Origin of the sequence: Shewanella vaxholmensis (assembly GCF_031932135.1) — a bacterium.
In the GTDB taxonomy this organism is placed as follows: Bacteria; Pseudomonadota; Gammaproteobacteria; order Enterobacterales; family Shewanellaceae; genus Shewanella; species Shewanella hafniensis.
The window spans coordinates 18,169-31,867 of sequence record NZ_JAUOEV010000021.1; the positions used below are offsets into that span (position 1 = coordinate 18,169).

10 protein-coding genes are annotated in these 13,699 nt (G+C 48.1%); 4 read left to right on the forward strand and 6 right to left on the reverse strand.

All coding sequences use genetic code 11. The features are described 5' to 3' along the window. Nucleotides 1-88 precede the first annotated feature (88 nt). Nucleotides 89-1,297 (reverse strand): endonuclease/exonuclease/phosphatase family protein, encoded by a 1,209-nt coding sequence (locus Q4Q46_RS16655; protein ID WP_311906523.1) that lies wholly within the window; start codon nt 1,295-1,297, stop codon nt 89-91. Between the two features lie 774 nt (nt 1,298-2,071). On the opposite strand from Q4Q46_RS16655, the gene Q4Q46_RS16660 reads away from it, so the two are divergent. The 4 genes from Q4Q46_RS16660 (at nt 2,072) to Q4Q46_RS16675 (ending at nt 6,565) form a co-directional block, all read left to right on the forward strand. After that, nucleotides 2,072-2,791, forward strand: a complete 720-nt coding sequence (locus Q4Q46_RS16660) for a hypothetical protein (RefSeq protein ID WP_311900312.1) — start codon at nt 2,072-2,074, stop codon at nt 2,789-2,791. 19 nt (nt 2,792-2,810) lie between these two features. After that, a complete protein-coding gene (gene mgtE / locus Q4Q46_RS16665; RefSeq protein ID WP_311900313.1) occupies nt 2,811-4,184 on the forward strand; it encodes a magnesium transporter in 1,374 nt (457 codons plus the stop codon). A 304-nt stretch (nt 4,185-4,488) separates the two neighbouring features. Then, complete coding sequence (locus Q4Q46_RS16670; RefSeq protein WP_311906524.1) at nt 4,489-5,577, forward strand: methyl-accepting chemotaxis protein; 1,089 nt, start codon at nt 4,489-4,491, stop codon at nt 5,575-5,577. A 214-nt stretch (nt 5,578-5,791) separates the two neighbouring features. Beyond that, nucleotides 5,792-6,565 carry a substrate-binding periplasmic protein gene (locus Q4Q46_RS16675; RefSeq protein WP_311906525.1) on the forward strand — a complete coding sequence of 258 codons (774 nt, stop codon included), beginning with the start codon at nt 5,792-5,794 and terminating at the stop codon, nt 6,563-6,565. A 59-nt stretch (nt 6,566-6,624) separates the two neighbouring features. On the opposite strand, the gene Q4Q46_RS16680 is transcribed toward Q4Q46_RS16675, so the two are convergent. From Q4Q46_RS16680 to bamJ, 5 genes are all read right to left on the reverse strand, one after another. Continuing rightward, nucleotides 6,625-7,368 carry an RluA family pseudouridine synthase gene (locus Q4Q46_RS16680; protein WP_311906526.1) on the reverse strand — a complete coding sequence of 248 codons (744 nt, stop codon included), beginning with the start codon at nt 7,366-7,368 and terminating at the stop codon, nt 6,625-6,627. Between the two features lie 172 nt (nt 7,369-7,540). Further along, complete coding sequence (carB, locus tag Q4Q46_RS16685) at nt 7,541-10,765, reverse strand: carbamoyl-phosphate synthase large subunit (RefSeq protein WP_311906527.1); 3,225 nt, start codon at nt 10,763-10,765, stop codon at nt 7,541-7,543. Nucleotides 10,766-10,792: 27 nt separating this feature from the next. Further along, entirely contained in the window at nt 10,793-11,953 is a 1,161-nt protein-coding gene (gene carA / locus Q4Q46_RS16690; protein ID WP_086012618.1) for a glutamine-hydrolyzing carbamoyl-phosphate synthase small subunit, read from the reverse strand. A gap of 168 nt (nt 11,954-12,121) precedes the next feature. Continuing rightward, entirely contained in the window at nt 12,122-12,934 is an 813-nt protein-coding gene (gene dapB / locus Q4Q46_RS16695) for a 4-hydroxy-tetrahydrodipicolinate reductase (protein ID WP_006082785.1), read from the reverse strand. 71 nt (nt 12,935-13,005) lie between these two features. Next, nucleotides 13,006-13,623 carry a BamJ family beta-barrel-assembly machinery protein gene (gene bamJ / locus Q4Q46_RS16700; RefSeq protein ID WP_006083907.1) on the reverse strand — a complete coding sequence of 206 codons (618 nt, stop codon included), beginning with the start codon at nt 13,621-13,623 and terminating at the stop codon, nt 13,006-13,008. Nucleotides 13,624-13,699: the final 76 nt, after the last annotated feature.

Genomic DNA, 13,699 nt, shown 5'->3' on the forward strand with positions numbered 1-13,699 from the left:
TGAACGCTAATGTGATTTAAAGTACGATCGAGTCCGCTTGAGTGAGTTTATGTTGCTTGATTTAGCTCGCTTAACTGAAGCATAAAACTTAGCTACGTAGCGCTAGCTCAACGATTACGGGCGCATGGTCAGTGCTGTAGGCATCGCGCTCGTATTCGGGTCTGACTAAGTGCCTGTCGCAGGTTTGATAATCCACCACTTGGGCTAAACTGCGGCCATGGCTCGCATCAAACTCGCTCGAAAGCAAAATATAATCCAGCACAGAACCTTTAGGGCCATAGTAATGGGTCGCCGCTCTGTGTTCCCTATGGTAAGCGGTATTACCCGTCAAACTGCCCTGCTGATTGGCATTGATAAATAGGTTGGCCTCGATAAATAACTCATAGGCATCCTTAAGCTGATATTGAGCAAACACCGCCGCTAACGCCGCATCCGATAAATGCCCAAGGCCAGCGGCTTTTATGTCATTACTGTGGATACTCTCGCCCTGTATTATTAGCGCATCCAAGGCGCCCATTGTCAGGCTGTCATTAAAGTCCCCCATCACTATGACGGGATATTTAGATGCTTGTCTGCGTACTAATATGCCATTGAATAATAACGCAGCTTCCGCGCCGCGCTGCATGGTGGATGCCCAGCGGCCTAAAGCTTGCTCTGTGATTAATTGGGTTTCTGAATGCAGTTTTATGCTCGCTGCGGGCGCCGAGTTATCGAATCCTAGGGGCTGATTTTCAAGTGGCTTAGGTTCAATTAGCTTAGGCTCGAGGGCTAATCCGGCGCGTTTTGATTTAAAGTGCACCACATAAAAATCACACTTACCAATGTGTGGCACCTCAATGGTTGCGCGCAGCACCTTACGGCTAAAGGCAAATTCACTCGATAATCCCATCGCCGCCACTAAGCGTGCATCAGGTTCGACGCTGCTGATTTCCACTATGGGATAACGGGACGCAAGCGCAACCACAGGGCTACGATAAATATAATCACTGATAAGGGTAGGTTCATCGACGACCGCAAAATACCCTAGACCTTGCTCGCTGGCGATACGTTTGAGTGGTTCAGGGCTGAACACTTCTTGAAATCCGACAATATCGGGCTGGCGATGGGTGAGAAACTCACTCAGCCATTGGCACTTTTTCTGCCACTGACCATGGCTATAGATGTTTTCAAAGTCGTAGTAAGCCAAAGGCGGCTCAATAAAGTTAAACAGATTGATACTGGCGATCTTGATATTCGCGGTGCACTTATGATCGATAGGTGCAGTAATTGATTCCAACTCATCGATATTGTGTGCCACAGCTTAATCCCCCCAAATCTGAAAACGGCGACCTGTCTGAACCTGTATGAATGATCACTTTGACTCACAGGTAAGACACTACAAGGGTATACCCGATGTGCATCAATGCCAAATAATCCATTTGAGATAAGGTGTTAGCCAAACTCAATCGACGCATCAATATCCGATCCCGAGACATCAATACCCAATACCCAATGCCCGATATCCGATACCACTAAAAGACACCTCATAGAGGCAGCATTACCGTCAGCGCCCATAAAACAAACAAATCAACAACAAGCCACTGCACATAAATTCATCAAGCAGTCCAATAACCATACACAGACCTAAGTAGCACCATAATGTTAACATTTAATTAAAATCTAAATTTAAACAAAAACATAGGTAACGACTTGTGCGGTTGACTTTAACTTTTGGCCCATTAGAATGATGGCGACTTTTAATCATTGCGGAGACCCACTGTGGGCACACACATAAGCGACAGTAGATGCCCTGTCCAAAAGACAGGATTTAACGCCTAGCACTAGCCCGCAATATTTTGCTGCTACCTGCTAAGCAGGGTAGTAGTGTGAACCATTCTTCACTCCGCCTCCCCCAAAATATCAATCACAAACCATAAAGCCTGAGCCTATGGCTGCGCTTTTCGTAATTCCAGCATATTCGCTGGGGTTCAGTTATGTGTATTTTTTGCATCTCAAAGCAAGTTTTTGCCTCAGTACCCTCCGTTTACCCGATGGATTAACACCTAAGGGTTTACACCTGAGGAGCCTTAACATGGCTTACATAAACAACGCAGCAATTTTGCGGTCTTTATCCTGTGCAAGTTTCAGCTTGTGCTACAGCATGAGTGCGGCAGCATCCCATCTTGAAGTGGATGATCCCGCCCTCGCAGAACACTGCGAATTAGAACTCGGCTGGCAACAACCTAGGTCGGATCATGCGCGCCCACAATTTAACGCAACCACGACTTGCAGCCGCAATCAATGGGAATGGCATTTAGGATTAGCGTCCAATGCCAATGACGATAATCGTGAGGAGCAGGCTGAAGTCAGTATCAAGCTACCGCTCAACTTAAGCTCTTACTCAGATTCAGGTTCGGATTCAGATCGGCAGCAGGATGATTGGCACAGCGCAGTGGTGATCAACTTACAGAAAAACCTCGATACCAATAACGGATTTGCCACCGAAGCCTTCGGCATTATGGGCAAAACCTTAGGCGACTCCGATGTCAGCCTGTATGCCAACTTAGGTTTCACCCATGAGTTTAATCAATCGACCCAATTACTTGTGGGTATCGCGGCGGCGTATGAACTCAGTAGTCACCATCGCCTGATAGCCGAGCTTTATCAAAAAGAGTTGAGTGAGGCGGCCTATCAGTTCGCCTATCAACACACGCCGCAACGGCAGCTACAGCTGGAATTGAGCTTAGGCAATGCCCTTCGTGGCAACGCGCTGCAACTTGGCGCAGACATCACCTTTTACTTTGGTCACTAGATCGTTGAGAGAATGAACTATGAACATGAATAACAGCACAAACAACACTAAAAAAATCATCCATAACCTGCAAATGATTATCGAACAACGCAGTGCCAGCGCTATGGCTGAATTAGCCGAAAAGCGCCACCCTGCCGATATTGCAGCGGTATTTAACGTCTTTAATCAAGAGCAACAAGTCCTATTGTTGCAACTGGCCTCACCTAAGGTGTGCGCCAATCTGTTCCGCTACCTGACCGACGAATTGCAGGCGAGCTTAGTTCAGCAGCTAAACAAAACCACGCTTTCTGCGCTGCTAGTACACATGGCGGCCGATGAACGTGCCGACCTTTACAATCTGCTCGATGAAACCCAGCAAGCGGCCATTTTACCTGCACTCGCATTAGCCAAACGGGAAGATATGCGCACCCTCGCCGCCTATGACAAGGCGAAGGTCGGCGCGGTCATGACCTCAGATTACACCTTGCTCAATAGCCGCCATACAGCGGCAGAAGCCATTGATACCCTACGCACTGAGGCCGCCGATAAGGAAACCATTTATCAAACCTATGTGGTGGACATGTTAGGTCGCTTGATTGGTACTGTGTCTTTAAGACAGCTATTGCTGGCGCAGCCGCACGAGCGAGTGGTCGATTTTATGAAGCCCGATCCCGTCGCGCTCGATGCGAATGCCTTTCGTGAAGAAGCGGTGCAGATGATCGCCCATTACGACTTGATGGCACTGCCTGTAGTCAATGGCAAAGGCCAGCTTGTCGGTATCGTCACCTATGATGATGCTATGGATATTGCCAGCTCACAGGCGGATCTTGAGTTCACGAAAACAGCGGCCATCGGCAATATTGACCATAACCTTAAGACAGCCAGCATAGGCTTACTCTACCGCAAGCGCGTGGTTTGGCTGGTGATTTTGGTGTTTGGCAATATCTTCTCAGGAGCCGGTATCGCCTTCTTCGAAGACACAATTGCCAGTTATGTTTCCTTGGTCTTCTTCCTACCGCTACTGATCGATAGCGGCGGTAATGCGGGATCACAATCGTCGACCTTAATGGTACGCGGGTTAGCCACGGGAGAAGTGGTACTCAAGGACTGGCTATCTATGTTGGGCCGTGAGTTATTTGTCGCCGGATTATTAGGTGCCAGCATGGCGGCGGCCGTATCACTGCTCGGCTTCTGGCGTGGCGGCCCTGAAATCGCGCTGGTTGTCGCGCTCACTATGCAAATAGTGGTGATTATTGGTAGCTTGATTGGTATGTCACTGCCTTTCTTACTGAGCAAGTTAAAGATGGATCCTGCGGCGGCAAGTGCGCCACTGATCACCTCCATCGCCGACATCATAGGCGTGCTTATATATTTCAGCATTGCCACTATGGTACTCGACTTACCTATGCCATAAAGCATGCCATAGAGCCTGACATAGCGCTAATCAATAGCCGAAAACCTCAAAGTGAACCAGCTACTTGGCCCAGATTTAGCCTTAGCTTGGTTCACTTTTCACTCGAAAAATAAGGTTAATTTGCGCCAACGCATAAAAGCGACAATAACCCTAAAAAAATTAAGAATAAAGCCAAAGGATCAGTTAATATTTCAACACCTGAATAGTTTTACTTCTTATTAACATTGCAGTATTTACCGCAGAGTCTAGTCACTGTAAGTCGATAAGCAATAGCCATAGTCCTTGCGACGCTAGAGGTTTTTTTATGTGGTTTAATTCCCAGCTCAAAGCTGAAAATAAGGCGCTTAAAGAGCGGCTTATCCAACTAGAACAACAACGCCAAAATGAAATCGATGAACTGCGTGGCATGATCCGTGAAAATGAGACTATGCAGCAGCAATCGCGGCAAAATGCGGATCACTACACTGAGGTGATAGCCTGCCAAAACCAAGGTGGAGAAATGCTCAATGCGGTGCGCGAAGGTTTAGCCAATAGCGCCGAATTGCTTACCTCCGAACAGGATTCACTGTCAGAGCTTGATAAGATTTTTGATCAAACCCGCATCGCCGTGGCAAGTTTAGGCACACGGGCGACTTATATTAATGAGCAAGCGTCGAGCAGCATGAAAGCCGTTACTGAGCTAGATGCGACGACCTCTTCAATCAACCAGTTTGTTGCCGCAATTCAAGGTATCTCAGAACAGACGAACTTGCTGGCATTGAATGCCGCCATTGAAGCCGCCCGCGCAGGTGAAGCAGGACGCGGTTTTGCAGTGGTTGCCGATGAAGTGCGCCAACTTGCCAGTAAAGCCCACGAAGCCAGCAGCCACATTGAAAAACTGGTAAAGCAAATCGTCATTCAAGCGGCTGAAATTAAAGAAATTGTCCATAACAATCAAAGCAGCGCTATCGATGTTGCCAGCTCTTCTACCCAAATCGGCCAAGTGGTTGAAGATGTACTGCAACGCTCAAAGCAAATGCAGCAGGTTATCCATAACGCTGCTACCGCGTCATTCTTAAATACCACGAAACTTGACCACGCGGTCTGGAAAAGCAGTGTCTATCAATTAATTGAAAAACCACAGCATAACCACAGTGTGAACTCGCACACTGAGTGCCGTCTCGGGCAATGGTATTTCAAAGGATTTGGCGCTGAGAATTATCAGCATTTGAGTAACTTCAAAGCCTTAGATGCACCACATAAAGCGGTACATGAAGCGGGTAAAGCCGCGCTCAATGCCAGGCAAAAAGGTAATCTGCCTGAAATGGTTAAACAACTGCATTCGATGGAAGACGCCAGTATGCGTGTTGTCCAATGCATTGATAATCTGATGCGTGACGTTTATCGAGCCTGATGTTTATCGAACAGGCTTAAGTCAGCATTGATAAAAATACCCACCTAAGAGCGCCATACTCGCGCTCTTTTTTATCGTTCAAAACGGTATATTAAATTTACTCTTAGAAAATGAACCCCTAGCTATACTTGATTTGAACACAGCGTTCATCTTTAATCGTTTCAAGAGCAAGCAGTGAGACTCAATTATAACATTCTAATTTTTAGGGTTATTAATGAAACTAGTCACAAGCTTTTTGCTATCACTTATCCTCTGCTGCGCTTTCTCTCTGAGCGCACAGCCGCTAAACATCTATACGGAAGAATGGTCACCGATCAGTTTTTCTGTTGATGGCAAACCTGCTGGTTTAGCAGTACAAGTCGTAGAAGAAATTCAAAAACGCATCAAGAGTCCAGACCCAATTAAAGTCGTACCTTGGGCTCGCGGCTGGAAAATGCTGACCGAGCAGCCCAATACAGTGTTGTTCACTATGACGCGCACGGCTGAAAGGGAACAGATGTTTACTATGATAGGACCCGTTGCTGTCGGCACGACCAATTTTTATGCCTTAAAAAATAGCGGCATAAAAATTACCTCGATAGAAGATGCTAAAACGGCGAAGGCAATTGGCGTCTATCGTGCCTCAGTGGAGGAGCGCTTGCTTACCGAACACGGCTTTACCAATGTCGCCGCCTCATCAACGCCCTTGTTAAGTGCGAAACAATTGATGAAGCACCGTATCGATCTTTGGTGTAATGCCAATCTCACTGCGCCAAGTATTTTGTCGGATGCGGGCGCCAGTATTGATGATGTAGAGTCCCTCTTCACGATTAGCGCTAACCATCTTTACATTGCCTTCTCACAAGGCACGCCCAATGAGGTGATCGAGCAGTGGGAAAGCGCCCTAGAAGCAATAAAAGCGGATGGCACCTTCGCAACGATTTACCATACTTGGCTCCCCAACGATGCACCGCCAATGCAGACCGAACGTATCGGACTTGGCAACTAAATCTATTGATCTACTTGCTAAGCGCAAATTGCAAAACTCTATAACTCTTTAGCAAACTCTTAGAAAGGACACTCGCAAAACCAGTCGATACGCTCACCCGTGATCGGATGATCAAACGCTAAGCGGGTCGCATGCAGCATTAATCTGCTGTTACTCGTCATCTTAGTGATGTCTGGTTCAGGTGCAGCAGCGTTATCGGCCTTATCAGCCACACTCTCACCCACGCCACCATAGAGATCGCACCCCAGAATCGAGTGACCAAATTGCTGACTGTGGATCCGCAGTTGATGGGTTCGGCCAGAGACAGGGGTAAACTCGACCCGCGTGGCGAAAGGCTCGGTTAACCGCTCAAGCACCCGATATTCGCTGATCGCAGGTTTACCTGTACTGTGGCAAATCTTTTGTAGTGGGAAATGATCGACATCTTTAGCGATCGGCAGATTAATCACCCCGCTGTCAGCGGCGATATGTCCGTGCAGCAAGGCGGTATAACGCTTCTCGATCGTACGTGCCTGAAACTGTTTGGTCAGCAAGCCATTCACGCTTTTATTTAGTGCCACCAGCATGATGCCCGAAGTGCCAAAATCGAGTCTGTGCAACAAAGTGGCCGTCGGAAAATCCTGCACTAAACGATAATGCACTGAGTCGAGATTGAGCGGATTCTTCCCCGACAGACTCAATAATCCGCTCGGCTTATCAATCAGCAGAATGTCGCTATCTTGATAGAGCAAACGTATTTGCCAGAGGCAAGGCGGCGCAATAAAAGTATCAACTTTGGCAGGGCTATCGGCAGGAGCAGACATAGTTTTCAGGCTACCTAAATGGGCAATAAAATGAGTTAAGTCATACTCAAAACAAACGGCACAACTCAATAAAACAAACTCAAAAATTGAGCAAAACAGACACAGGCCTAAATAATAAGGCCGCATAACCTAAGTTATGCGGCCCTCTAATTCACGGCATTAACGCTGTGGCTTATTTAGCCAGTACGCGTAAATGCAGTTCTTGTACTGACGTCACGTTAGTACGGTCATCAGCGGCATGGGCCATACAAGTGGCGAATGCAGCGTTCATGGTCGTGGTGTAGTTAACTTTGTAACGCAGTGCACCGCGGCGCAATTGACGAGAATCTTCAATCGCTTGGCGACCTTCGGTAGTGTTCACGATATAAGTGTATTCACCATTCTTGATGCGATCGAGAATGTGTGGACGACCTTCGTGTACCTTGTTCACTAGACGTGGGTTGATACCCGCTTCGCCAAGGATAATCGCAGTACCGTGAGTGGCATCGATTTGGTAACCGAGCTCGATTAACTTAGCCGCTAAATCGGCAACGCGTTTCTTATCGCTGTTACGCACAGACAATAACGCACGACCCGACTTAGGCACTTCAGAAGTGGCACCTAACTGCGCCTTGGCATAGGCTTCGGCGAACGTATCGCCCACGCCCATGACTTCACCGGTAGAGCGCATTTCTGGGCCTAACAGTGGGTCAACACCCGGGAACTTGTTAAATGGCAACACCACTTCTTTCACTGAGTAGAAAGGTGGGATCACTTCTTTAGTGAAGTTTTGCGACGTTAAGCTTTGACCCGCCATCACACGCGCGGCAATCTTAGCTAAAGGCACACCCGTTGCTTTGGACACAAATGGCACAGTACGGGCAGCACGTGGGTTAACTTCAATCATATAGATTTCGTTATCTTTCACGGCAAACTGTACGTTCATCAGGCCGACAACACCGAGTTCCATCGCCAACTTGCCGACTTGAACGCGCATGCGATCTTGGATTTCTTGGCTTAGCGTGTATGGCGGCAGCGAACAACCTGAGTCACCTGAGTGAACCCCCGCTTGTTCGATATGCTCCATAATCGCGCCAATCACCACGATTTCACCGTCGCACACAGCATCGATATCCACTTCAATCGCATCATCTAAGAAGCGATCGAGCAATACAGGCGACGCATTCGATACGCTCACGGCTTCGTTGAAGTAACGTAGCAAATCTTGCTTGTCGTAGACAATTTCCATCGCGCGGCCGCCCAGTACATAGGATGGACGCACAACTAACGGATAACCGATACGCTCAGCGGCAATCACAGCACCTTCAACCGTAGTCACGGTATCATTTTCAGGCTGCTTCATCTCTAAGCGTTGAATCGCTTGCTGGAAACGCTCACGGTCTTCGGCGCGGTCAATTGCATCTGGGCTAGTACCAATGACAGGTACGCCAGCGGCTTCTAAGGCACGGGCCAATTTCAATGGTGTTTGACCACCGTACTGCACGATAACGCCTTTTGGCTTCTCGATACGGACGATTTCGAGTACATCTTCCAGTGTGACGGGTTCGAAGTACAGACGGTCTGAAGTGTCGTAGTCGGTTGAAACGGTTTCAGGGTTACAGTTCACCATGATGGTTTCATAACCATCTTCACGTAGCGCTAACGCCGCGTGCACACAGCAATAATCGAACTCGATACCTTGACCGATACGGTTTGGCCCGCCACCTAACACCATGATTTTGTCACGGGTCGATGGGTTAGCTTCACATTCTTCTTCGTACGTTGAGTACATGTAAGCTGTGTCTGTTGCAAACTCAGCCGCACAGGTATCCACACGCTTGTAGACTGGATGCAGGTCAAACTTATCACGCAGCTTACGCACTTCGGCTTCATTCACGCCTAATACATCGGCCAGACGCGCATCGGCAAAGCCTTTACGTTTCAGTTTGCGCAGTAAGTCGATATCCAGACCCGCCAGACCCGCGTCAGCCACAACGCCTTCGAGTTTGATCAGCTCTTCAATTTGCACGAGGAACCAAGGGTCGATATTGGTCAGCTTAAAGATTTCATCTAAACTCAAACCCGCACGCATCGCATCGGCTATGTACCAAATACGGTCGCAACCAGGCTCTTTCAGCTCATGGCGAATACGTTGCATTGCCTCCGGTTTTGCCATATCAGTGATAGGGTCTAAACCGTTACGGCTAACCTCTAAACCACGTAAGGCTTTTTGCAGTGACTCTTGGAAAGTACGGCCAATCGCCATCACTTCACCCACAGACTTCATCTGTGTAGTTAAGCGATCATTGGCGCCAGCAAACTTTTCAAAGTTAAAGCGTGGCACTTTAGTCACAACGTAATCGATAGCAGGCTCGAATGACGCTGGCGTGCGACCGCCAGTGATGTCGTTCATCAGCTCATCAAGGGTAAAACCGACCGCTAACTTAGCGGCGATTTTCGCAATCGGGAAACCCGTTGCCTTTGATGCCAATGCTGAAGAGCGGGATACACGTGGGTTCATCTCGATGATAACCATACGGCCATCTTTCGGGTTGATACCAAACTGTACGTTCGAACCGCCTGTCTCAACACCAATCTCACGCAGTACGGCCATAGAGGCGTTACGCATGATTTGGTATTCTTTGTCAGTCAGGGTTTGCGCTGGCGCAACGGTAATAGAGTCGCCAGTGTGTACACCCATAGGATCGAAGTTTTCGATGGCACAGACGATAATGCAGTTATCGTTGCGGTCACGTACCACTTCCATCTCGTATTCTTTCCAACCGATCAGTGATTCGTCGATCAGCAGTTCACTTGTTGGCGATAACTCTAAGCCCTGTGAACAGATCTCTTCGAACTCTTCCTTGTTGTAGGCGATACCGCCGCCCGAGCCACCCATAGTAAAGGATGGACGGATAATGCAAGGGAAACCCACTTGATCGAGTACGCCGTAAGCTTCTTCCATGTTGTGGGCAATGCCCGCACGTGGACAGTCAAGACCGATACTTTTCATCGCTTTATCAAAGCGGCTACGATCTTCAGCTTTATCGATGGCATCGGCAGTCGCGCCAATCATCTCGACGTTAAATTCTTTCAGTACGCCTTTGGCTTCAAGTTCTAATGCGCAGTTCAGTGCGGTTTGGCCGCCCATGGTTGGCAGAATCGCATCTGGGCGTTCTTTAGCAATAATGTTACGGACCACTTCCCAGTGAATCGGCTCGATATAAGTAGCATCGGCCATTTCTGGGTCAGTCATAATGGTGGCAGGGTTAGAGTTCACCAGAATGACACGGTAGCCTTCTTCACGCAGCGCTTTACACGCCTGTGCGCCAGAATAGTCAAATTCACATGCCTGACCAATCACGATTGGGCCGGCGCCTAGGATAAGAATACTCTTTATATCTGTACGTTTTGGCATTGCTTCTCTCTTCTCCTAGCTAGCGTACTACTTGGCGTTCTGACGGTATATGTCGATTAGCTCGATAAAGTGATCGAACAGCGGGGCGGCATCGTTCGGGCCAGGGCTCGCTTCAGGGTGACCTTGGAAGCTGAACGCAGGTTTGTCCGTAAGATGGATACCTTGCAGTGAACCATCAAACAGCGACTTATGCGTCACCTTAATGTTGGCGGGTAGCGTGCTTTCATCGGCAGCAAAACCGTGGTTTTGGCTGGTGATCATCACGTTACCTTTCTCAATGTTGCTCACTGGGTGGTTTGCACCATGGTGACCAAACTTCATCTTTAAGGTTTTTGCACCTGAGGCCAGAGCCAATAACTGATGACCTAAACAGATACCGAAAATCGGTGTGTCGGTTTTCAGGATCTGTTGAATTGCTTCAATCGCGTAATCGCATGGTTCTGGATCGCCAGGGCCGTTCGAAAGGAACACACCATCGGGATTCATCGCCAGCACGTCGGCGGCAGAGGTTTTAGCTGGCACAACGGTGACGTCGCAACCGCGGTCCACTAACATACGCAGAATGTTTTGCTTAACGCCGTAGTCGTAGGCTACTACTTTGTATTTAAGCTCATTTGCTGGCGTATCTGCAGGTAAACCGCCCACTAAACGCCAGCTACCTTTACGCCATGGATAAGCAGCTTTAGTTGTGACTTCTTTAGCGAGATCCATGCCTTTTAAACCGGGGAAGGCTTTGGCAGCTGCGAGCGCTTTTGCTTCGTCTAAGTCTGCACCAGCCATAATACAACCGGCTTGTGCACCTTTTTCACGGAGAATACGAGTTAACTTGCGGGTATCGATATCTGCTATGCCAACGACATTGTTCGCTTTGAGATAATCACTTAAGCTTTGTTGATTGCGGAAACTACTTGCGATGAGCGGAAGATCACGAATGATAAGACCACAAGCGTGAACCCCATCGGATTCAACATCTTCATCATTGGTACCAGTGTTGCCTATGTGTGGGTAGGTTAATGTTACAATCTGGCGTGAGTAGGATGGATCAGTTAAAATTTCTTGGTAACCTGTCATGGAAGTGTTAAAAACAACTTCACCAACAGAGAGACCATCGGCACCAATTGCTGTGCCAGAGAATACAGTTCCATCTTCGAGTACGAGTAAGGCAGACTTTGTCAACGCGACCTCCATAAAGAGCCAAGCCACTGAAATATAATGTTTTTATGTTATGTTAAGATACCAATTTCCGCTAATTTACGAAATTTTGACAAATTCCAGCGAGTTTACAGGAAAAACGCGAAACCGTCCACCCATTGGTATCTGGGTGCAAAAAAAAACGCCATATCGGCGTTTTTAATATTAATGCAAACCTAAAACCTGCTGCATATCATACAAGCCCGGCTTTTGCTCCACGAGCCAGTGGGCGGCGCGCATAGCGCCGTTAGCAAAGGTCATACGGCTCGAGGCTTTATGGGTGATCTCTAAACGCTCACCGATATCGGCAAACATGGCCGTATGTTCACCGACTAAGTCACCGGCACGAATAGTCGCAAAACCTATGGTTTCACGATCGCGTTCACCCGTGATCCCCTCGCGGCCATACACGGCACATTTCTCAAGATCGCGACCTAAGGTCTTAGCAATCACTTCACCCATTTTCAGGGCTGTACCCGACGGCGCATCTTTTTTGTGTCTGTGGTGACCTTCGATAATTTCGATATCCGTGTAATCACCCATGACTTCGGCAGCCAGTTCGAGCAATTTCCACATCAGGTTGACACCCACAGACATATTCGGCGCCATCACTACCGGCGTTTGCTCGGCAAAGGCATTGATCTGTTCTTTTTGAGCATGATTGAAACCGGTTGTGCCAATCACCATGGCTTTCTTATGGCGCACACACCAATCTAAATGGACAATACTGGCGTCTGGCGCAGTGAAATCAATCAAGACATCAAAATCATCGGTCGCGTAATCCAGCGAATCCATGATCATGACTTTTAATTTACCCACACCAGCTAGCTCACCTGCATCCACGCCCACTAAACTAGAGCCAGCGCGCTCAATAGCGGCACCCAGCAATATATGGTCATGATTGTAAGCCGCTTCAATAAGAGTGCGACCCATACGACCACCGGCACCGACGATTGCCACTCTCACTTGTCCACTCATTTCAATCTCCTCAATCTTTCTTTGTCTTCCATAAGAAAACGCCTAAGACAGGCTTAGGCGTTTTATCAATATTAGATGATATCTAATAATTCAACTTCGAATACCAAAGTTGAATAAGGAGGAATCGATGCCCCCGCGCCACGCTCACCGTAAGCTAGGTGATGTGGAACAAATAATTTCAACTTAGTGCCTACTGGCATCAGTTGCAGTGCTTCAGTCCAGCCAGCGATAACGCCAGATACTGGGAACTCAGCTGGTTGGCCACGAACTACAGAGCTATCGAACACATCACCATTGATGAAAGAACCATGGTAGTGAGTACGCACTGTATCTTCGTAAGTTGGAGTAGCACCGTCACCTTGGACTAATACTTCGAACTGCAGACCAGAGTCAGTCACAGTCACGCCATCACGCTTAGCATTTTCAGCTAAGAACGCATCGCCTTCAGCAGACGCAGCTGCAGCAGCTTGCTCTTGAGCAGCTTGAATACGACCGCTGATTTCAGTGAAAGCAACTTGCAGATCTTGCATAGACACAGCACTTTCTAAACCGGCAAACGCATCGGCTAAACCCGCTTGAACGGCTGGAATATCCACACCATCAAAAGAATTGGCGGCCAGTTGCTCACCCATTTGACGGCCTACACCGTAGCTTGCTTGCTGTTCAACAGTACTGAATTTATCAGACATAATTAACGACTCTCAATTTATCAGTGGAATTTTGCGCGCCAGTTTACCATAGTTCCGCGACCTATGCTGATAAACT

Excerpts from the sequence above, each read along its gene's own strand:
- carB (WP_311906527.1), bottom strand. The coding sequence starts at position 10,765 with ATGCCAAAACGTACAGATATAAAGAGTATTCTTATCCTAGGCGCCGGC.
- carA (WP_086012618.1), bottom strand. The coding sequence starts at position 11,953 with ATGGAGGTCGCGTTGACAAAGTCTGCCTTACTCGTACTCGAAGATGGA.
- Q4Q46_RS16680 (WP_311906526.1), bottom strand. The coding sequence starts at position 7,368 with ATGTCTGCTCCTGCCGATAGCCCTGCCAAAGTTGATACTTTTATTGCG.
- bamJ (WP_006083907.1), bottom strand. The coding sequence starts at position 13,623 with ATGTCTGATAAATTCAGTACTGTTGAACAGCAAGCAAGCTACGGTGTA.
- mgtE (WP_311900313.1), top strand. The coding sequence starts at position 2,811 with ATGAACATGAATAACAGCACAAACAACACTAAAAAAATCATCCATAAC.
- Q4Q46_RS16670 (WP_311906524.1), top strand. The coding sequence starts at position 4,489 with ATGTGGTTTAATTCCCAGCTCAAAGCTGAAAATAAGGCGCTTAAAGAG.
- dapB (WP_006082785.1), bottom strand. The coding sequence starts at position 12,934 with ATGAGTGGACAAGTGAGAGTGGCAATCGTCGGTGCCGGTGGTCGTATG.
- Q4Q46_RS16660 (WP_311900312.1), top strand. The coding sequence starts at position 2,072 with ATGGCTTACATAAACAACGCAGCAATTTTGCGGTCTTTATCCTGTGCA.
- Q4Q46_RS16675 (WP_311906525.1), top strand. The coding sequence starts at position 5,792 with ATGAAACTAGTCACAAGCTTTTTGCTATCACTTATCCTCTGCTGCGCT.